Origin of the sequence: Daejeonella sp. (assembly GCF_049655485.1) — a bacterium.
Classification (GTDB): Bacteria; Bacteroidota; Bacteroidia; order Sphingobacteriales; family Sphingobacteriaceae; genus Daejeonella.
Map to the genome: position 1 here is coordinate 1 of NZ_JBASJU010000019.1, position 20,233 is coordinate 20,233.

Here is a 20,233-nt window from a genome sequence, read left to right on the forward strand (position 1 = left end):
AAAATCATCCGGCAGGTGTCTGGCTTGTATTTAAAATACTTACAGTTGCACGTCAGCCCAGGAGTTTAACCTGGTTCCCATTTTAATCATAGCTCGGCATTGCTTAACTATGAACCTGAATGATATATGTGAAAGAACTTATTGATTCAAATATAGAAGTACTTCATTGGAAAGAGGGTATGAATTTTTGAACAGGGGGGGAGTTATTAACAAAAAGGGGTTAGGTATGTGGTTTGAGGTACAGACGGAATGGCTTGATCAGATTTTCTGTAAAGACTCTTGAGCCACTCTAAATATCCTTCTCCCAGTTAACTGGTTCCTGCCTATTATCCCAAAAGAAGAGCACTTCAATTTTATCAGGTTTCACTTCGTAAAAAACAGAAGATAGTTTTTTTATTAAAGCTATTCTGATATTTGGGTCAAATTCAGTTTCCTTGTACATTAACGGAGAGGAGCCAATTAATTCCAAAGTTTTTATAGTGTTTTTTCTAAAATCATTAAGAGCCTTATTTCCTAATCTTTGTAAAATTTGGGCGCTAATTGCCTCGTAAGTTTTTAACCCAGTTTCGGAAATAACAACTGGCAAGCTCATTTAAAAGAGACAATCTTCTCCTTGAATTCTTCTAATGAAATGCTTTTACCAGCCTTAATATCTTCCTGTCCTTTGCGAATGCCTGATATTACGTGCGATGGTATATTTGCTTCTGTTTCTTTTTCCTGTCTGAAGGAAACATCTAAAGATTTTAAGAAAGCTTTTATCTTAGCTAATTGCTTTTGGTTTTTTGGCTCAATAATCAGTGTTTCCATAATGCAGATTCTTGCTAATACAAATTTACTAATTATCCGTTAAACATCTATTTTTTCAAGCTCATAATTAGGGGTTCGATGGGGTATGACGTCTGTAGCAAGTTTTATTGAAACTTCAAGCCGTTTAAATTGTATTAATTAATAAGGTATTTTCATGCCTTTAATTTTACTATTAAATCCCAAAGAAATGTCAGATACATCGAAAAAAGTAGCCCTTATTACCGGGGGAAGTAAAGGAATTGGTTATGGTATTGCAGAAAGTTTATTAAAGCAAGGTTATCGGGTGGCTATTACCAGCCGTACGCAGGAACATGCCGAGGCCGCGGCAGCTCAATTAAAAAATGCCGATGTACTGGCAATAGAAGCGGATGTCAAAGACCTGGCGAGTCAGAAAAAGGCGGTGGAGCAGGTGCTTGAGAAGTTCGGCAGGCTGGATGTACTGATTGCCAATGCCGGTGTCGGGCATTTTGCACCAATTGATGAACTCACAGAGGAGCTTTGGAAAGAAACCATCGATACGAATCTAAGCGGTGTGTTTTATAGTGTAAAAGCAGCGCTTGACGAAATTAAAAAGAACAAAGGATATATAATCACCATATCCAGTTTAGCGGGTACCAACTTCTTTGAAAATGGATCCGCCTATAACGCCAGTAAATTCGGTCTTACGGGATTTACGCAATCCATCATGCTGGATTTGAGAAAGCATGGGGTAAAAGTTTCAACCATTATGCCGGGTTCAGTCTCTACCCATTTTAACGACCATACACCTGATGCAGAGAGTGATGCATGGAAGATCCAGCCGGAAGATATTGGTCAGTTAGTTGCGGACTTGCTGAGCATGAATCCGCGGACTTTGCCAAGTAAAGTGGAGGTGCGGCCTAGCTTCCCGAAGTAGATTGTGATCCAATGGTAGTACAATCAATTCCACCGCCTCAGATCCGTCTGAAACGTTCATTAAAATTCGAAACGGCTTCACAAACTTTTTGAGAATAAGTTAGGAAATGGGAATTTTCTCTACTTTCAATCTTTATTTAAAAAGTTCATGAAACTAACCTTACTATTAGCGCTATTTATTTTTACTGCAAGGATTTCACACGCACAGGATCCTACGACCCCAGCCCCGGCTACCCCAAGAACCGGCCCCAAGAATTACACTGATGTTATTACAAAAGACGCTGTTACCGACGAGGGTCTTTTTAGTGTTCATAAAGTAGGTGCTAAATATTATTTTGAAATCCCTGACAGCCTCCTTCGCCGGGACTTTCTTTGGATAACTCGTTTTGCTGCTATACCTGCAGGCTTTGGCGGTGATTTTGTAAATGCCGGTTCATCGGTAAGCGAACAGCTTATTGTTTGGGAAAAGGTTGATAACCGTATTTTACTAAGAAGCAAATCCGTTTCAAGTTTCTCAGCAGATTCCCTGCCTATCAATATTTCTGTGCAGGCAAACAATTACATGCCTGTAATTTTTGCCTTCGATATTGCAGCCAATGGCGGAAGTCGGCAATCTTCGGTAATAGATGTCACCCGTCTATTTCAAACTGATGTAAAAGCTATTAGTGGTCTGGCGGCATCACTTCGTACCGCGTATAAAGTAACCAGGCTTGATGAAACACGCAGCTTTATCAGCAGCATGAAAAGTTTCCCGCTCAATGTAGAGGTACGCCAGGATTTTTCGTACGATGCAGCGGAACCGCCAGCAAATTCAAAATCTGGTACCATTAGCTTATTAATGAATCAATCCATTGTGCTCTTGCCGAAAACATCCATGCAGCCACGGCTTAATGATGACCGGGTTGGCTATATTAAAATTAATCGGATTGATTACGGAAGTGAAGCTTATAAAGCAGATGAAATTTCATATATCCGCCGTTGGAGGATGGAACCTAAAGATGTAGCTGCATATAGAAGGGGCGAGTTGGTGGATCCTGTAAAGCCAATCGTTTATTATCTTGATCCTGCTACACCAGCAAAACTGCGTCCTTACATAAAAGCCGGTGTAGAAGCATGGCAAAAAGTTTTTGAGAAAGCAGGCTTTAAGAATGCCATACTCGCTAAAGATCCGCCAACGGCACAGGAAGACCCTGATTTTAATCCCGAAGATGTTAGATATTCTGTAGTACGTTACGTTGCAAGCACCACACGCAATGCAGTAGGACCAAGTGTGTCAGACCCGCGTAGTGGTGAAATTATTGAAAGTGATATTATTTGGTATCATAATCATCTGCGCTCTTACCGCAACAGGTATATGATTGAAACCGGTGCAGCTAATACAAAAGCCCGTTCACTTAATACGCCAATGGAAGAACTAGGGGATATGATGAAATATGTTATAACACATGAAATAGGGCATGCACTTGGGCTACCGCACAACATGAAAGCAAGTTCTGCATACCCTGTAGATTCATTGCGCAGCGCAACATTCACCAATAAATTTGGGATTGCATCTACCATCATGGATTATGCCCGTTATAATTATGTGGCACAACCAGGTGATAAAAATGTACGATTCACCAGGCAACTCGGCCCCTATGATGATTATGTAATCAATTGGGGTTATCGCTATTTGCCTGATGCCCGCAGTGCTCAGGATGAAGTGGCTACGCTTGGAAAATGGATTGAAGAAAAGGCTATGAACCCAATGTATAGATTTGGAAGTGGAGAATCCTTCGACCCTGAAAGCCAGACTGAAGATATAGGCGATGATGCCATAAAATCAAGTACGTATGCGCTTAAAAACTTAAAAGTCGTACTGCCAAATTTGTATGATTGGACGGCAGGTGAAACCAACGATTATGAAGACCTGAATGAATTATATGATGAGTTAACACGCTCTTTAGCACGGTATGTTGGCCATGTAATTACCAATGTTGGTGGTGTAAAAAACGATCGTAAAAAGCCAGGGCAACAAGGTGCAGTATTTACCCCGGTAACTGCTAAAAATCAATCTGCTTCGGTGGATTGGTTAGTAGAAAATGCATTTAACACACCCACCTGGTTAAATCCAATTAAGTTTATCAATAACATACAACATGCAAGCCATGTAGATAATATGAGAAGCTTACAAGTACGCTTCCTTAACGCATTACTTTCTCCTGATCGTCTGACACGTTTAATGGAAAATGAGGTAAGAAATGTGGATTACAATGCAAACGATATGGTAGGGCAGTTACAGAAGGGTATTTGGTCTGAATTAGCCAGCGGAAGTAAAATAGATATCTACCGCCGGAATCTTCAAAAGGCATATATAGATCGTATGGGTTTTATGCTTGCTGTACAACCTGCTTCTGCTGCAGCTGCACAGCAAAGGGCGTCTACTGGTACTCCGGTTAATCTGAGTCAATCCGATCTTCGCTCTATTGCGAGGGCGCATCTTATAAAACTTTCACAACAACTAAAAGTTGCCGCCCCAAAACACCAGGGAGATCTTACACGCTTTCATATTGATGATTCGATATTTAGGATAGGGGAAATTTTGAATCCTGGTAAGTAGGAGGTCGGATTCTGCCAAAGTATTCCATGAAGTTTATCGGTTCTCTAATATTAACATTATTTCTGACAGGTTTTGCACAAGGGCAAACCTGTACAGGGAATTTTGGTGATGCAGTAGTTAACCTGGATTTTGGTAGTAGTTTAAATCCTGGCCCCATTTCATCCACAAATTATACGTATACAACCAGTAAGTGTCCAAATGATGGCAGTTATACGATTACAAGCAATACTCCGGGATGTTTTGGGAATAACTGGCACAATGTCACTCAAGATCGTACACCTGATGATAGTAATGGGTTAATGATGCTTGTAAATGCTTCAAATTCCCCAGGAGAGTTTTTTAAGCAGTCAATAGATGATCTTTGCCCGGGTACAACTTATGAATTTGCGGCTTATGTTATGAATGTGCACCGACCTTCAGCAACGCATATTAAGCCCAATCTAACATTTATTATTGAATCTGCAGATGGAAAATCATTAGGTCAGTATTCAACTGGCGATATCATTGAGTCTGCCGCCCCAGAATGGAAAAAGCATGCTTTAATCTTTACTACGCCGCCGGGAATTTCACAAATTATACTCAAGATAATAAATAACGCACCAGGGGGCAATGGCAATGATCTGGCGCTTGATGATATTACATTCAGGGCTTGCGGGCCAACTATTCAGCCGACTGTAAATGGAAGTCAGGAATTTTTCTCAGTTTGTGAAGGCCAGACCAGCACGCTGTCTCTTGAAGCCAATGTATCCTCAGGTTTAAGTAATCCTGCTTATCAATGGCAGGTAAATGAGAATAATTCCGGCTGGAAGGATATCCCCGGAGCAAACTCTAAGACTTCCGCTGTTCTATTAACGCCCGTTGCAGGCGCAGTTTATCAATACCGGCTGGCCGTGGCGGAGAGTTTCAATATCAATTCAATAAAATGCAGAATATTGTCAGAACCTGTGTCCGCTAAACTTCCTTTAGATCCATCCCCAAAGGTTGATTTTGAAGTGCCTGACTTTTGCCTTGCCGATGGGTCCGCTCAATTCAATAATACTACCACAATTTCTGACGGCACTGAAGCTCAGTTAACTTATTTATGGGATTTTGGGGATGCTCAGGCAAATATTCAACGGCCAAATACATCAACCGAAAAAAACCCATCTCACCGGTATACTAAAGCGGGAAGATATACAGTGAAGTTAACTGTTAAATCTGCAAACGGATGCGAGAAAACCATAAGCAAACCATTTGTTGTTAACGGGGGCGTACCTAAAGCTGCTTTCAGTGTAAAAAACCCTGATCTATTATGCAGCGATAAATCGGTTGAATTTGAAGATAATGTAATAGTTGAATTAGATGAAGAAGTAACAAAGATTGAATGGATATATGATTTAGTTAACTTTCCAAACGTCAAAGAAATAGATGATACACCGGCAATGCGCGCTTCTCCAAGCCGTATTTATTCTCATAAATACCCGGCTTTTACATCTCCTGCTTCAAGAACATACCAGGTCAGGATGTTAGCCTACACTGGAGGAACCTGTGTGCATACGATAACCAGGACAATTACATTACATGCGGTTCCACAAGTCCGGTTTGATAATATTCCTGATATTTGTTTCGATGCTAAGCCCATTCAACTAAGCCAGGCTAAAGAAATCCATGGAGTGTTAACGGGTACTGGAACTTACACTGGGAAAGGAGTCACGCCCACCGGATTATTCAACCCGGCGATTGCTGGTGTGGGAACCCATACCTTAACTTATACTTTTGTAGCTGATAACGGCTGCACAGATTTTAAAACACAAACCATTACTGTCAACGAAATACCGACAGCAACTATAATACCCACACTGGTTGTGTTAGACGGAGGTCTGATTAAGCTACCAGCTGTGGCAACAGGCAATAATTTAACCTATAAATGGACACCATCAACCTATCTGGATAAAGACGATATTTTAATCCCGGTAACAACTCCTACAGATGACATAACATACACGCTAACAGTTACCACAGATAAAGGATGTATTGCAACAACTCAAATCTTTATCAAAGTCCTGAAATTCCCTGAAGTGCCAAACTCCTTTACACCGAATGGAGATGGTGTAAATGACACCTGGAATGTAAAATACCTTGAAAGTTACCCCGATGCAATGGTTCATATTTTTAATCGTTATGGAGAAAAACTATTTAAAGTTGTTAATTATCTAACACCTTGGGACGGAACAAAAAATGGTTCAGATTTACCTGTTGGCACTTACTATTATATCATCAATCCCAGAAATGGACGCAAGGTAATTTCCGGATCTGTGACTATTATACGGTAGAATAATTAGAATTTTATGAAGAAACTAGGATTTTTATCATTTGGCCATTGGTCAGACCATCCATCTTATATGACCCGTACGGGGGGTGACACCCTGTTACAATCGATCGATCTTGCCGTTGCTGCTGAGGAAATTGGATTGGATGGTGCTTATTTCCGGGTTCATCATTTCGCGCGTCAACTGGCTTCTCCATTTCCATTGCTGTCTGCTGTTGGTGCCAAAACCAAAAAAATAGAAATCGGGACCGGTGTGATTGATATGCGCTATGAAAACCCCTTGTATATGGTGGAGGATGCCAGCGCTGCTGATCTGATTTCTGAAGGAAGGTTACAATTAGGGATCAGCAGAGGTTCGCCTGAGCAGGTCATTGAGGGTTGGCGTCATTTCGGTTACGAGCCAGCTGAGGGACAAACGGACGCAGATATGGGGCGGGAGAAAGCCCTGGAATTTTTAAAACACTTAGAAGGTAAGGGCTTCGCGCAGCCAAACCCTAACCCTATGTTTCCGAATCCTCCCGGATTACTACGCCTGGAGCCTTATTCTGAAGGTTTGCGGGAACGGATCTGGTGGGGTGCTGCGTCTAATGCAACCGCTGTTTGGGCGGCTAATATGGGCATGCACCTGCAAAGTTCGACCCTGAAGTTCGACGAAGGTGGTAAACCATTCCATATCCAGCAGGCAGAACAAATCCGGATATACAAAGAGGCATGGAAAGCCGCAGGCCATCAGCGGGAAGCAAGGGTCTCCGTAAGCCGCTCTATATTTGCATTGGTTTCAGACCAGGACAGGTATTACTTTGGCCAGCAAGGGAAAGGATCGGATAGTTTCGGTTATATTGAAAGTGATAAACGGGCAGTCTTTGGAAAGAGCTATGCTGCGGAGCCTGATAAACTTATCGAGGAATTGGCTCGCGACGAAGCTATTAAAGAAGCGGATACCTTGCTGTTGACGATACCGAATACCTTGGGAGTGGACTACAATGTGCATGTGTTGGAGTCGATATTGAAGTATGTTGCGCCGGGATTGGGGTGGCGGTAGGAGGTCTGAAGTAGGAGGTCTGAGGTCTGAAGTCTGACGGGATTTCCGACAAATGGATTTCCGGACGGAGAGTGGATTCACTTTGCGGAGAATAAATCCTAGTTTCACCGCATAATTGCGGAGAATAAACCTTATATTTACCGCATAATTGCGGAGAATATGTATATCTATCAGTTGAAAGATTGGCCAAATTTTACCTGGGATGCGGAAGCGCTATTAACCAGGTTGGGTGAGGTGCGTCATCGACAAGGCAGAATACTGGGCTTAATGAGTTCGGCGGGATTTAAGATCAATGAAACTGCTGTATTGGATACGCTGACACTGGATGTTACCAAATCCAGTGAGATAGAAGGAGAAAAATTAAATTCGGATCAGGTGCGTTCATCAATAGCTCGCAGACTCGGCATAGAACTCGTCGGGGCGGTATCAGCAGATCGCAGTGTAGAAGGCGTTGTGGAAATGATGCTGGATGCTACCCAAAAATATACTGATGAATTAACTGAAGACCGCCTGTTTGGCTGGCACTCGGCCTTGTTCCCAAGTGGGCGAAGTGGGATTCAAAAAATAACAGTAGGTGACTGGCGCACAGTAGAGAATGGGCCAATGCAAGTTGTTTCGGGTGCCATGGGTAGAGAAAAGGTACACTTCGAAGCACCTGACGCTGATCAATTGTCTGCGGAAATGGAGAGATTCCTGCAATGGTTTAATGCACCTTCAGATACAGACGTCGTATTGAAAGCAGCTGTTGCCCATTTATGGTTTGTGACCATACACCCCTTTGATGACGGAAACGGACGCATAGCCAGGGCAATAGCGGACATGCAGCTTGCCCGTGCCGATAGAACACCTCAGCGATTTTATAGTATGTCGGCTCAGATATTAAAAGACAAAACAGCTTATTATGATATACTGGAACAGACACAAAAAGGCGGTCTCGATATAACCCGCTGGTTAAGTTGGTTTCTGGATTGCTTATTCTATGCGATGGATCATACGGAAGAAACCTTATCGGCAATTGCTAGTCGGGCGGTTTTCTGGGAAAGAAACCGTGATACACTGCTCAATAGCCGGCAGCAATTGATGCTCAACGTTTTGCTGGATGATTTCTTCGGTAATTTAACAAGCTCCAAATGGGCCAAAATGACCAAAAGCTCCCCGGATACTGCATTAAGGGACATACAGGACTTGATGGAGAAAGGTATTTTGGAAAAAGCACCTGGGGGTGGGAGGAATACGACTTATAGACTAAGTACTGAGGTCTGATGACTGGAGCGATATTCCGTCACCTACTTGCCGTAAGTTCAAGCAAATCGGCGGCGTGTTTTGCCAGGATGTCGATCAGGTCCAGTTGATATTGCTGGGGTGTGTAAGGCGTATTCCAGTGGGTCGATATCATGCCCAAAAGGACTCCAGTTCTCGAGTAAATGGGAGTGCTTTGTGCACTAAGAATCCCTGCCTCAATAAAAACGGACAATGTTGGTGAATCCTTCATGAAATCGGCAGTCCTGTGATCGTGTATGATTACTCGCCGCCTGGTCTTCAGGACTTCGGCACATGAACTGCTGCTGTAATGATACACCCATTCCCAATATTTTTCCGCTTCAGCAGTAAAACCATGGCTTGCAACAAGAAGAAGCTTGCCGCATCTTCCCGGATCAGGGTAGAGGATCTGCATAGTCGCGTACTGTGAACCCATTATCTCTATTGCTGTATCAACGATTTTTTGATGCAGGGTTGATACTGTGGCTTCTGGATCAAACTCAATCCGAACCCTTTTCAAAAGAGTATCATAATTTGGCCCCGTTTCGCCGTGTTCTCTCCTGATCACCTCATTTTGTCTACGATCCACCATTTCACAAATTTAATTTCCAGATATTATCTGGCGATTAAACCAAGATAAATAAATAACATTTATTTAAAGTATTAGTTTTTAAGAATCTTTCCCTGAAGACTGCGGTTTTTCTTTTGGTTCATCATACTTATTCGGGATACTAAAATAAAACGTGGATCCTTCGCCCAGACGGCTGTCTGCTCCAATAGATCCGTTATGCATCCTTACTATTTCTGCCGAGATATATAGTCCAATACCTAAACCTGAAAAGTTCTGTGACGTAGATTCTACCCTAAAATAGCGCTCGAACAAACGAGGTATCTTTTCCGAAGCGATCCCTATCCCAAAGTCAGTTACCGAAAATTTTATCTTGCCCTCTAATTGTTCGGTTTTGATGATGATATCTCTTCCAGCGGGTGAATACTTGATTGCATTGCTTAGCAAATTAACAAGCACTTGTTCCAGACGGGATTTATCTCCTTCCACTTTGTGCGGCACGTTCTCCTGATAAACAATGTTCACATCTTTCCTTTCATAAAACACCTGTTCAATTGCGCCCGATACAAGATCTTCTATCTTAAAACTTGAAATGCTTAAAGAGAGCCGTCCGGACTGGATTCTTGCTGCGTCCAGGAGATCGTTTACCAGCCAGGTTAATTTGTTCACTTGCTTATTAGCGAGGGAGATAAGTGGTTTTGAAACATTATCCTGATCGGTTTTATTGAGTTTGACATCCAGGATTTGGAGGGCGCCTTTCACGCTGGTAATAGGGGTCTTAAGTTCGTGCGCTGCAATTGAAAGGAACTCATCTTTTCTTTCCATGACCTCCAGGGCTTCCTGCAGTTTTTTGCTATTGTTCAAATCAGCAATCTGCACAATGAAAAAATCGGGCTTACCATCGTGGTCTTTCATTAGCGTACAGGCAAGGAGTCCCCACCAAAGGCTTCCATCCTTTTTGATATACCTTTTTTCCATTTGATAGCTCGCGATCGTTCCATCCAACATTTGTTTTACATATTGCAGGTCCCTGTCGAGGTCATCTTTATATGTTATATCTTGAAAGGTCAGATTCTGCATTTCCTGTTCGCTGTAACCAAGAAAATTGCTCAGGGCAGGGTTAACCTTCATCCATTTACCTTCAGGAGATAAAAGAGCCATACCTACGGCGGAGAAATTAAATACGTTTGAAAACTGCTTCTCTGCCCGTCGGCGTTGTTCGGCTTCGGCTTCAACCTGGGCAGCAGTTCTCAGGTTCATGACCATAGGGAGGACCCTGTACAGGGCATACACCGTAAATAACGATACCGTACCTGTTACAAAGCGTAATAATGCGCTGAAGCGGTAAGCGGGCCACCAGAATATAACGGCATCCATCAGGTGGGTGGAGCCGCATAAGAGGATGAAAGCAATGAAAAGCCAGAATATTTTGGGGAATGGAAAGTCAGTCCGTTTTGTTATCAGACGGAATAACAAGAAAGGTATAGCGAAATAGGCAGCCCATATCATCAGGTCGGATATGATATAAAGCCAGCCGTGGAAGTCCGTCCACCTGCCGCAATTCCAGCGCGCCGGCCAATATTGAGTCGAGAAAATATCTGTAAAAAATTCTGCGGCTTCCGCAAACAAACCCTGGCTCTTGATTTCCATCGTTTATGAAAAATTATTTGAAATTAAACGTACTGATTTGATCCCGGAATTAAAATTTTTCAATCAGAACTGTTGCGGAGATTTAAGAAAACAGTTTTGAAATACTCACACACAATAACCATGTTCTCCTCGAAACTTTCCCCATAAGGTTCCATTCCCCGTGTAAAATAGGCCAGTCCTGAGTGATATGTGCTTATCTTTGATTCCACTCATTTTATTTCCCTTTTGACCAACCAAATGAAGTAAAGTTGCAAATTAATTTACTTTTTTTATACGTCTTGTTCCTGAGGGTCAACGCTGTTTGGTCAATATACCTCCTTCCATACCTCCTTCCTCATACCTCCTGCTTCATACATCATACTTCCTCCTTCCTACTTCATATTCTTTTATCTTAGCAGAATGCACAGAATACCATTTGACACCATAAAGGCCCGTTTTACGGGGATACTGACGAAAAACGGATTCAGCGCTGAGAAAGCCGAACATTGCGCCCGTATTTTTGCAGAGAACAGCCTCGATGGCGTATATACTCATGGCTTGAACCGCTTTCCCACTTTTGTTTCAACGATCCGGGACGGTTTAGTCGATTGCGATGCAGAACCTGTGCTTGATGGCAATAACGGCCTGATCGAGCAATGGGATGGCAAGCGGGGCCCGGGAGTGCTCAATGCAGAAATTTGTATGAACAGGGCTATGAGTTTAGCCAGGGAACACGGAATTGGATGTGTGGCACTTAAAAATACGAACCATTGGATGCGCGGCGGTTCCTATGGCTGGCAGGCTGCTGAAGCCGGGTTCATTGGAATTTGTTTTACTAATACCATAGCAAACCTTCCGCCATGGGGAGGTATCGATCCGCGTCTGGGTAATAATCCCCTGGTTATTGCCGTGCCGCGGCCGGGAGGTCATGTGGTTCTGGATATGGCCATGTCCCAATTTTCTTTTGGTAAACTGATGCAGTATCAATCGGCTGGGGAAGAACTGCCCGTTCCTGGAGGCTATGACCAGCACGGAAATCTCAGTACCAATGCCCCGGACGTTATTTCGGCGCGAAGGCTTTTGCCTATTGGTTTCTGGAAGGGTTCTGGTTTAGCCCTGATGCTCGACCTGCTGGTCACTATTTTAAGTAAGGGACAATCTACCAAAGATATCTCGGCAAAGGATAAGGAAACCGGCCTGTCGCAGGTCTTCATCTGTATTCGTCAGGACAATCCGGAATTAAATGCCCGGCTTATCGAACAAATCCTGGATTACACCAAAAGCAGCCGTCCGCAGGATCCGGGAAAGGCTATTACTTATCCGGGTGAGAATACGCTTAGAACAAGGATTCGCAACATGAAGGAGGGGATATTGGTTGATGAGGGGATTTGGAATGAGGTGTTGGGGATGTAGTCTGAGGTAAGCAAGATTTCGTATGCTTGCGGGCCGCAGGCCAGCTACTCTACACCAGCTAGGCTCTGGGTACGTTTCTAAGGCCCTAGCACTAAATCTCCGTTCACCTTTTTTATTCGCATCGGCTGGTGCGGGTTGCACGGTCCAAGCCTTATCACTAACTTCCGAAGCAGCAGACGCAACGACGGGATTTTTGCTTACTTTTTTTCCTGCAGAAAAAAGTAAGTGCCAGTCCGCCGGCACGAGGCGGGGAAATCATGCCATAATTGGCAACCTAAGCGTCAGCACCGTCCTCTCCTCATCCGAACTCGCCTCAAGCGTCCCACCATGAGCAATTGCAATTTCTGAAGCAATATATAACCCCAATCCAAGCCCATCATTATTGCCATCGTGTGATGAGCGGGAGAACGGCTGGAAGAGTCTGCTCATAATGTGCTCGGGGATTTTCTTTCCGGGGTTGGAGACAGAGAGGAGGAACTCCCCATCTTCAACTAAGCCTCTTACGACCACGGGCTGGTTACGATCGCCATGCGTTAACGCGTTGCCTAATATGTTAGAGAAAAGCTGAGCGATCCGTTTGCCGTCGCATTTAATGGGCTCGTGGATCTGCAGGTAACTTTCAATAGGACGGTTGGGCCAGATGAATTGCAGTTCTTTAATCACCTGTACAAAAGTTTCTTCCACACAGCCCTCATCGTAGCTCAGGCCGATGCCGTCGCCCAGCCGGCCGCGTGCGAAATCCAGCATGTTTTCTATCAGGTTATTCATGCGGAAAGAACTATTCTGAATGATTCTTGCAATTTCGTTAGGGAGTTCATCCAGGTCCAGACGTAAAAGTAGCTGGGCGCTGCTGGAGATAGCACCTACCGGGTTGCGAAGATCGTGGCCCAGAATTGCAATAAACTGTTCCCTTAATTCGGCCGTTCTGTTTGCTTCGAGCAGTTGTTCTTCCGCTTCAGCTAATTTCTCGGCCGCATTTAAGTGAAATGAGATCAGCTCGGCGAAAAGCTTGAACATCCCGATCGTCTGCGGATTGTTTATTAAAGCGGGGTGATTGTCGATGGCGCAGAGTGTTCCGAAGAAGGTACCATCCATCCGTACAATAGGCATTGAAATATAACTCTGAAAGCCATACATCGCAGGAATGGGATGCCCGCAGTAGACCTCATCTTCCTCCACATGATCTATGACCACTGCTTCTCCCGTTTGGCGGATCACATTACAGAAGGTGGTCTCGATCTCTAATTCACTACCCGGCTGCATACCAAATTCGATCTCATCCAATACACTGCAAGCCACCCATTTTTCTTCGGTTACCCGGGCAATGGCGGCAAAGCCCATTCCGGTAGTCCGGCAAATTACTTCTAAAATGGAAGGTACAACACTAATTTGTTCGATAGCTGCGATATCAGCTGCATAATCTACTTGAGAGTTCACGTGCTTGGTTTCCCGTAAAAATATTGATTATGAAATGATTACCTGCTATGTTGGTAGTGATTTGATGAAAAATCTTACAACTTTTGGGAATGGGGTCTGGGGTCACTTCCAAATCTGCCTATCAATCGAATATTTCCCCGGCCCGGTAAAAAACAGCGTCAAAAATATACCCAAATACACTAGTGATAGTTCTTTCGTTCCAAAGTCGTCAGCTGCATGAACAATTATGCCAGCAACAGCCATGGTAATAATTAATGGGATCGTGGCAAATCGGGTAAGGAATCCGAGAATAATCAGGATAGCGCAAATGAATTCCGCAAAAGCGGCCAGGTGAAGGGATGTCGCAGTTCCCAGTCCCAGGGGATCACCGAATTGCATGTTACCTTCCAGTACTTTTTGAAATTTAGGATACCCGTGTGTAAGCATAGCTACGCCGGAAAAAAGTCGCAGGATTAAAAGGCCAAGGTCTAAAGAGATGGAGTTTGCTGAAAGGAAAGTTGATTTTGCTGACATGGTATGGTTTTTTGTTTGAGACTAATATATAGAATATTTTTTGGGGAACGGATTGCTGGGGGGCGTACCGTATGAAATTTAAACGCAGAGTTCGCAGAGTACGACGCAGAGTTCGCAAAGTTTTTCGCAGCGATCAGAGGCAGGTTGTCCTTGCGAGGAGGCACGACGAAGCAATCTCTTATGAATACCCCAGAGATTGCTTCGTTACACTCGCAAGGACAACCCTCAGAGATTGCTTCGTTACACTCGCAAAGACACGAAAAAATCACATATCTTCATACCAGTAACAAACCCACCAATGAAACGCATCCTATACCTTTTCACCGTCCTTATTCTATTAATCGCCGCCAGCTGGATGCCGCCCGTCAAAGACATATACCTCAGTTGGCCCACCTTCGCGGGAACTAACGACGGCATCCGCTATTCGTCCGGCGATCAGATCAATAAGTCTAATGTGAGCAAGCTTAAGGTATTATGGACATATGAGACTGGTGATAAAACGAACAAGACAACCATCCCCACAACACCCATCATGATTGATGGCGTATTATACGGCGTCACGCCTCGTTTAAACCTTTTCGCATTGGATGCAGCTACGGGTGTGGAAAAGTGGATCTTTAAACCTCTCGATTCCACTGCCCGCGGATCAATCCGGGGTATTTCCTACTGGCAAAACAAAAACGGCTCGGATAAACGGATCTTTTATTCTACGGGACCCTTTTTATATGCTGTAAATGCCGCTAACGGGAAATCGATTACTTCCTTCGGCAAAGGCGGCTTCATCGACCTGCGTGAAAACCTGGATGTGGATTTTCCAAATTCTAGCGTGGCTGGGAATGCTGCACCTACTATTTATAAGAATCTGCTCATTACGGGCATGCGGGTATCCGAGGGAAGTGATGCGGTTCCGGGACATATACGCGCTTTTGATGTGATTACAGGAGAAAGAAAATGGATTTTCCATACGATTCCTCATCCGGGCGAACCGGGTTATGAAACCTGGGAGGATAAAGATGCCTGGAAACGTGTGGGCGGGGCTAACAACTGGGCAGGTATGGCTCTCGATGTGAAAAGGGGTATCGTTTATGTCCCTACTGGTTCTGCTTCGCCCGATTTCTATGGCGCAAACCGCAAGGGTTCTAATTTATACGCGAACAGTCTCCTTGCCCTGGATGCAAACACCGGTAAGTACATCTGGCATTTCCAGGTGGTGCACCATGATTTATGGGACCGCGATTTGCCTGCTAATCCGAATCTGGTACGGGTCCGGAAGGATGGTAAATGGGTAGATGCCGTCGCACAGATCACCAAACATGGATATATTTTCATGTTCGACAGAGTAACGGGAAAGCCGATTTTTCCGATTAACGAAGTGCCTGTGCCTGCTTCTGACCTTCCCGGCGAAGAGGCATGGCCAACTCAGCCTATCCCAACATTACCCGAACCTTTTGCGAGGCAGAAATTTACTGTCGATGAGATCAGCAAGCGCAGCCCGGAGATTAACGCCCAGCTGCGGACGGAGTTCTCTAAATATAGAGGCGGACAAGAGTTTATCCCGCCAAGTTTCCAGGGGGGCATCATCTTTCCAGGCTTCGACGGGGGCGGGGAATGGGGTGGTTCGGCCGTGGACCCTCAAACGCAGATTATGTATATCAGCACAACCGAATTACCCTGGTGGACGCAGATGGTCCCGAACCCGGCGCTGAATAAAATATCCGGTAAGACATTTAAAGAGGTTGGTAAAAGTGTATATGCGAAATACTGTGTGACTTGTCACGGGCCGGAACTCAAAGGTGACGGCAAAGCATTTCCTTCCCTTGTCGGATTGAACAAAAAGTATAATGAACAGCAGCTCCGGCAGATACTCGATAATGGCCGGAATATGATGCCTTCTTTCCGTCAGATTATCGAAGGGGAAAAAGCGCCCCTGATCACTTACCTTCTCGATCTCGAAGATAAGGAAGCCATGCCTGTCCGACCAGGTGCTGCACCATCCCCCGAAAGGGATATTGCGCCGCTTTATACCATGAACGGCTATCACCGTTTTTATGATAAAGATGGGTTCCCGGGAATCACACCGCCATGGGGGACGCTCAATGCGGTGAACCTAAATACCGGCAAGCTCCTTTGGAAAGTGCCTTTGGGCGAGTTCGAGGAGCTGAAGAAACAGGGCTTCCCAAATTCAGGTACCGAGATTTACGGCGGACCTGTCGTTACCAAAGGCGGAATCGTATTCGTCGCGGGCACGCAGGATGAAAAGATCCGGGCTTTTGATAAGGCTAATGGAAAATTACTATGGGAAGGTCAGCTTCCTGCAGCTGGTTTCGCTACTCCGGCGGTGTATTCTATTAATGGGAAACAGTATGTGGTTATTGCGGCTGGTGGGGGGAAATTGGGGATGAGGTCCGGCGGGAATTATGTGGCATTTGGGCTTGACCGCTAGGTGGCGATCCAAACAATTTTCCCGAAATACTGCTTATTAAAGTATGTCGACTCTATCCGTACATATTCAACAGATATTAGATCAGGTTACCGACTTTGCTGATCAGGCCCATGGCAATCAGAAAAGGAAGTATACTCCTGAGCGATATATCGTACATCCGGTACGGGTGATGAAGATGCTGATGGAATATACACATGAGGTTTCTGTGCTTTCTGCAGCTTTACTTCATGATGTACTCGAAGATACGCCAGTTAAGGGTGAGGAGATTGAAATCTTTGTTAGCGGCTTAATGCTTAAAACGGAAGTTCGGAAGACGATGATGCTTGTTGAAGAACTCACCGACGTCTATATCAAATCCGACTACGCACATCTAAACCGCCGCCAGAGAAAAGAGCTGGAACTGTCTCGCATCATTAAAACAAGTCCGGACGCCCAAACAATCAAGTACGCCGATATCATAGACAATTGCACTGAGATTGTGAAATACGATAGAGGCTTTGCGTCCAGGTTTGTGCCTGAATGCAGGGAAATCCTCCGACATGCTACGACAGGCGATCGGAGGCTTTATGACAGGGCGCTTGAGGCGTTGAATGTGGAGATGGGGAAGGTTAAGCAGCTGGCGTAGGGGCTCTTCCCCGACTGGGTCGGGGATCTCGTGCAGACGCGGCGCAGCTCGCGTCCTCTGCAAATCTCATATTATCTAGGTTTAGTACCACAGCGTGGCGGTTGTAAATCGTAGATATTGTGCAAACGACACGCGCCGTGTGACACAGCGGCTTGGGCCGCGTGTCTTTAACGAGATCCCCGACCCAGTCGGGGAACAGCCCGTCACCAATCCTCCGCCAAATCCCTCCATTCCTTATTCACCTCTTCCACTAACCTATTCTTCCATTCCCTCGGCCATTTCTTAATTAACCGTTCTCGCCTAAGTGCTTCTTCAGCTTCACTATGTCCTTCAAACCAGACCAGTTTGTTGCAATTATATTTTGCAGTAAATCCTTTGGTGGCTTTAGTTTTATGTTCAAATACACGCCGAGAAAGGTCATTGGTCATACCTGTGTATAGGACGTTATTGTATTTATTGGTGAGCATGTAAACAAAAAAAGGTTGCATGCGGGAAGGTAGGGAATGGGTGGGGGTTTCAGGAGGGTTACTTAGGGAACGGTTCTTCCCCGACTGGGTCGGGGATCTCCTGCAGACGCGGCGTAGCTCGCGTCCTCTAATATTCCAAATATCGCAGGTTTTCAACCACAGCGTGGCGGCCTTACTTTCGTGTTTATTCTGCAAACGACACGAGCCGTGGGACACAGCGGCTTGGGCCGCGTGTCCGTTGAGGAGATCCCCGACTAAATCGGGGAAGAGCCCCGCCAAGTCCTCGACCTATTCGGTTCCTCCTTCAGTTTTCAGTTTTCAGTTTTCCGCTTTCACCTCTCACCTTTCACCTTTCAGTTTTCAGTTTTCAGCTTTCACCTTATCTCTGCGAAGCCCCATTCAAATGTTCCGCCAACTTCATAATCCGGCCTGCTACAATACCAATCTGCTCCTGCGCCTCCTTCCAATTCCTTTGCTCGATAGCTTCCCTGACACCAGGAATTGTTTTGACACCATAACCCGTGTAAAACCCAGGGGCGTAAAGGGTATGCTTGTACCACTCGCGGCGGGGGAGGCCTGTATCGGTGAGAAGAATTTGCTCTGCCTGGTATAACTTTTTATTCAGGGCTGAATGATCAGTTCCTGCAGGTAAATTCTTAATATTCTCCGCAAGTTTCGCAGAAGACAATTCCAGGGAACGCAATGCATTATTAAGCGGGGAAAAGTCGATATACGGGACTTCCTCTTTCGCTACAGGTTCTTTAAAGAAGTTATTAGGATCAGCGGCAAGCTTATAGTTATTTCCTTTAATGACTTCATTTTGTATCATGGTTGATTCGCGCATCTGGTCGGTAAGAGTTTGCAGCTCGCTAACATACGTGGAAACAGTTTTATGAAGGTTATTGAAGTTAAAGGGAAGCACATCTGCATCAGCAATTCGGAGAACGGTCCGCCCAATCGTTTGTGCAAGGGCCACACCGTACTTGAAACCCGGATCTCCGAAACGGCTGTAATGATCGTAAGAATCATAAATCGTATGGTAGGATCCACCTTCATCTTCACCGCCAAATCCGATATTCAAGGAAGGGACTCCAGCATGCTGAAGAAATGCCGAGTAATCCGAACCAGATCCCAAAGCACTGAGGGTCATATTTTTCTTAGCCATATTATCTTTTTTAGCCTTATCGGACCCAGCGTTGGTAATCTGGCGTGCTTTCAAACGTTCGTATACACTGACATTCGTCTGCGGGTCTTTCACATCTTTCGCGATCTGGTCAATTAACGTTTCCAATCCGTGCGATCCACCCGCACCCAGGAAACCACGGCCGCTGCCGTCCGTGTTGATATAGATCACCGCTTTTTCCTTTAATTCTTCTTTATGATCTTCAACCCATTCAGTCGAACCCATTAGGCTCGGTTCCTCGGCATCCCATGCAGCGAAAACGAGTGTCCGTTTAGGCCGGTAGCCGTTCTTAACCATTTCTCCGATTGCTTTGGCCTCTTCCAACATGGAAGCAATTCCGCTGATCGGATCGTTTGCGCCATGCACCCAGGCATCGTGATGGTTCCCGCGGATCACCCATTGATCAGGGTATTGGGAGCCTTTTATTTTAGCGATGACGTTATAAGCAGGGACCATCTTCCAGTCGGATTCCATCTTTAAACGAACTTTTGTAGCACCAGGGCCGATATGATAGGTGATCGGCAAAGCGCCGCGCCAGGCTTCCGGTGCCACCGGTCCGCCGAGTGCTGCCAGTAAAGGCTGGGCATCATGATAGCTTATCGGCAGCACAGGGATTTTCAAAAGGTTTGTTGCGTCTTTACGATCGAGCCTTTTTACATTTCCAACAGCTCCCACACCTGGTGTTAAAGGATCACCGGGATATATAACCATATCCAGTACCGAACCACGCTGTACACCGAATTCATTTTTAAAAGCCCCTTTAGGATACACATCGCCCTGATAATACCCATCCTCCTTTGGATCCGAATAAATGATACATCCTATCGCTCCATGCTCCTGTGCAATCTTGGGTTTCACACCGCGCCAGGAGCGGCCATAACGGGCGATCACGATCTTGCCTTTTACACTAATGCCAAGGGCTTCAAGGGTCTCATAATCTTCCGGCAGTCCGAAGTTGACAAATACCAGTTCACCGCTGACATCCCCGTCGGCACTCCATGCATTATAACTGGGCAGCATATCAGACTGTGATGAAGTCCCGTCT

General features: G+C 45.1%; 16 protein-coding genes and 1 riboswitch. Of the genes, 8 read left to right on the plus strand and 8 right to left on the minus strand.

All coding sequences use genetic code 11. The features are described 5' to 3' along the window. Window positions 1-134: riboswitch (cobalamin riboswitch) on the minus strand. This riboswitch is flagged as partial in the annotation. A gap of 155 nt (window positions 135-289) precedes the next feature. Together WBJ10_RS01065 and WBJ10_RS01070 are read right to left on the minus strand one after the other, a co-directional pair. Continuing rightward, window positions 290-592: a type II toxin-antitoxin system RelE/ParE family toxin gene (locus tag WBJ10_RS01065; RefSeq protein WP_424287706.1), complete on the minus strand. Its 303-nt coding sequence runs from the start codon at window positions 590-592 to the stop codon at window positions 290-292. Beyond that, on the minus strand, window positions 589-807 hold the full coding sequence (locus tag WBJ10_RS01070) for a DUF2683 family protein (RefSeq protein ID WP_424287707.1): 219 nt from the start codon (window positions 805-807) through the stop codon (window positions 589-591). The genes WBJ10_RS01065 and WBJ10_RS01070 overlap by 4 nt, the downstream gene beginning before the upstream one ends. A gap of 187 nt (window positions 808-994) precedes the next feature. Here WBJ10_RS01070 and WBJ10_RS01075 point away from each other — a divergent pair, with 187 nt between their 5' ends. The 5 genes from WBJ10_RS01075 to WBJ10_RS01095 all read left to right on the plus strand — a co-directional run bounded on the left by WBJ10_RS01075 (window position 995) and on the right by WBJ10_RS01095 (window position 8,913). Then, window positions 995-1,702: an SDR family oxidoreductase gene (locus WBJ10_RS01075; protein ID WP_424287708.1), complete on the plus strand. Its 708-nt coding sequence runs from the start codon at window positions 995-997 to the stop codon at window positions 1,700-1,702. A gap of 147 nt (window positions 1,703-1,849) precedes the next feature. Then, window positions 1,850-4,300: a zinc-dependent metalloprotease gene (locus WBJ10_RS01080; protein ID WP_424287709.1), complete on the plus strand. Its 2,451-nt coding sequence runs from the start codon at window positions 1,850-1,852 to the stop codon at window positions 4,298-4,300. A 26-nt stretch (window positions 4,301-4,326) separates the two neighbouring features. Continuing rightward, the gene (locus WBJ10_RS01085) at window positions 4,327-6,612 is read left to right on the plus strand and encodes a gliding motility-associated C-terminal domain-containing protein (protein WP_424287710.1); all 2,286 of its coding nucleotides are present in this window, start codon (window positions 4,327-4,329) and stop codon (window positions 6,610-6,612) included. 15 nt (window positions 6,613-6,627) lie between these two features. Then, a complete protein-coding gene (locus WBJ10_RS01090; RefSeq protein WP_424287711.1) occupies window positions 6,628-7,650 on the plus strand; it encodes an LLM class flavin-dependent oxidoreductase in 1,023 nt (340 codons plus the stop codon). Window positions 7,651-7,809: 159 nt separating this feature from the next. Then, the gene (locus WBJ10_RS01095) at window positions 7,810-8,913 is read left to right on the plus strand and encodes a Fic family protein (RefSeq protein ID WP_424287712.1); all 1,104 of its coding nucleotides are present in this window, start codon (window positions 7,810-7,812) and stop codon (window positions 8,911-8,913) included. Window positions 8,914-8,932: 19 nt separating this feature from the next. Here the strand turns inward: WBJ10_RS01095 and WBJ10_RS01100 are convergent, their stop codons facing one another. Continuing rightward, the gene (locus tag WBJ10_RS01100; protein WP_424287713.1) at window positions 8,933-9,502 is read right to left on the minus strand and encodes a GAF domain-containing protein; all 570 of its coding nucleotides are present in this window, start codon (window positions 9,500-9,502) and stop codon (window positions 8,933-8,935) included. Window positions 9,503-9,580: 78 nt separating this feature from the next. Beyond that, complete coding sequence (locus tag WBJ10_RS01105) at window positions 9,581-11,128, minus strand: ATP-binding protein (RefSeq protein ID WP_424287714.1); 1,548 nt, start codon at window positions 11,126-11,128, stop codon at window positions 9,581-9,583. 399 nt (window positions 11,129-11,527) lie between these two features. Here WBJ10_RS01105 and yiaK point away from each other — a divergent pair, with 399 nt between their 5' ends. Beyond that, entirely contained in the window at window positions 11,528-12,520 is a 993-nt protein-coding gene (gene yiaK, locus WBJ10_RS01110) for a 3-dehydro-L-gulonate 2-dehydrogenase (protein ID WP_424287715.1), read from the plus strand. Window positions 12,521-12,775: 255 nt separating this feature from the next. Here yiaK and WBJ10_RS01115 read toward each other — a convergent pair whose 3' ends face one another. Together WBJ10_RS01115 and WBJ10_RS01120 are read right to left on the minus strand one after the other, a co-directional pair. Next, window positions 12,776-13,957, minus strand: coding sequence for a GAF domain-containing sensor histidine kinase (locus tag WBJ10_RS01115; protein ID WP_424287716.1), 1,182 nt, complete (start codon window positions 13,955-13,957; stop codon window positions 12,776-12,778). A gap of 102 nt (window positions 13,958-14,059) precedes the next feature. Continuing rightward, window positions 14,060-14,470, minus strand: coding sequence for a DoxX family protein (locus WBJ10_RS01120; protein WP_424287717.1), 411 nt, complete (start codon window positions 14,468-14,470; stop codon window positions 14,060-14,062). A 298-nt stretch (window positions 14,471-14,768) separates the two neighbouring features. Between WBJ10_RS01120 and WBJ10_RS01125 the strand changes: the two genes are divergently transcribed. Beyond that, window positions 14,769-16,913, plus strand: coding sequence for a PQQ-binding-like beta-propeller repeat protein (locus tag WBJ10_RS01125; protein ID WP_424287718.1), 2,145 nt, complete (start codon window positions 14,769-14,771; stop codon window positions 16,911-16,913). A 43-nt stretch (window positions 16,914-16,956) separates the two neighbouring features. Then, complete coding sequence (locus tag WBJ10_RS01130) at window positions 16,957-17,538, plus strand: HD domain-containing protein (protein ID WP_424287719.1); 582 nt, start codon at window positions 16,957-16,959, stop codon at window positions 17,536-17,538. Window positions 17,539-17,741: 203 nt separating this feature from the next. Here WBJ10_RS01130 and WBJ10_RS01135 read toward each other — a convergent pair whose 3' ends face one another. Both WBJ10_RS01135 and WBJ10_RS01140 read right to left on the minus strand, forming a co-directional pair. Further along, window positions 17,742-18,026: a GIY-YIG nuclease family protein gene (locus WBJ10_RS01135; protein WP_424287720.1), complete on the minus strand. Its 285-nt coding sequence runs from the start codon at window positions 18,024-18,026 to the stop codon at window positions 17,742-17,744. A 358-nt stretch (window positions 18,027-18,384) separates the two neighbouring features. Beyond that, on the minus strand, window positions 18,385-20,233 hold a 1,849-nt coding region (locus WBJ10_RS01140), incomplete at its 5' end, for a M28 family metallopeptidase (protein WP_424287721.1).

Bases quoted from the DNA above. Each gene is read 5' to 3' on its own strand.
- WBJ10_RS01065 (WP_424287706.1), bottom strand. From the start codon at position 592: ATGAGCTTGCCAGTTGTTATTTCCGAAACTGGGTTAAAAACTTACGAG.
- WBJ10_RS01070 (WP_424287707.1), bottom strand. From the start codon at position 807: ATGGAAACACTGATTATTGAGCCAAAAAACCAAAAGCAATTAGCTAAG.
- WBJ10_RS01075 (WP_424287708.1), top strand. From the start codon at position 995: ATGTCAGATACATCGAAAAAAGTAGCCCTTATTACCGGGGGAAGTAAA.
- WBJ10_RS01080 (WP_424287709.1), top strand. From the start codon at position 1,850: ATGAAACTAACCTTACTATTAGCGCTATTTATTTTTACTGCAAGGATT.
- WBJ10_RS01085 (WP_424287710.1), top strand. From the start codon at position 4,327: ATGAAGTTTATCGGTTCTCTAATATTAACATTATTTCTGACAGGTTTT.
- WBJ10_RS01090 (WP_424287711.1), top strand. From the start codon at position 6,628: ATGAAGAAACTAGGATTTTTATCATTTGGCCATTGGTCAGACCATCCA.
- WBJ10_RS01095 (WP_424287712.1), top strand. From the start codon at position 7,810: ATGTATATCTATCAGTTGAAAGATTGGCCAAATTTTACCTGGGATGCG.
- WBJ10_RS01100 (WP_424287713.1), bottom strand. From the start codon at position 9,502: ATGGTGGATCGTAGACAAAATGAGGTGATCAGGAGAGAACACGGCGAA.
- WBJ10_RS01105 (WP_424287714.1), bottom strand. From the start codon at position 11,128: ATGGAAATCAAGAGCCAGGGTTTGTTTGCGGAAGCCGCAGAATTTTTT.
- yiaK (WP_424287715.1), top strand. From the start codon at position 11,528: ATGCACAGAATACCATTTGACACCATAAAGGCCCGTTTTACGGGGATA.
- WBJ10_RS01120 (WP_424287717.1), bottom strand. From the start codon at position 14,470: ATGTCAGCAAAATCAACTTTCCTTTCAGCAAACTCCATCTCTTTAGAC.
- WBJ10_RS01125 (WP_424287718.1), top strand. From the start codon at position 14,769: ATGAAACGCATCCTATACCTTTTCACCGTCCTTATTCTATTAATCGCC.
- WBJ10_RS01130 (WP_424287719.1), top strand. From the start codon at position 16,957: ATGTCGACTCTATCCGTACATATTCAACAGATATTAGATCAGGTTACC.
- WBJ10_RS01135 (WP_424287720.1), bottom strand. From the start codon at position 18,026: ATGCAACCTTTTTTTGTTTACATGCTCACCAATAAATACAATAACGTC.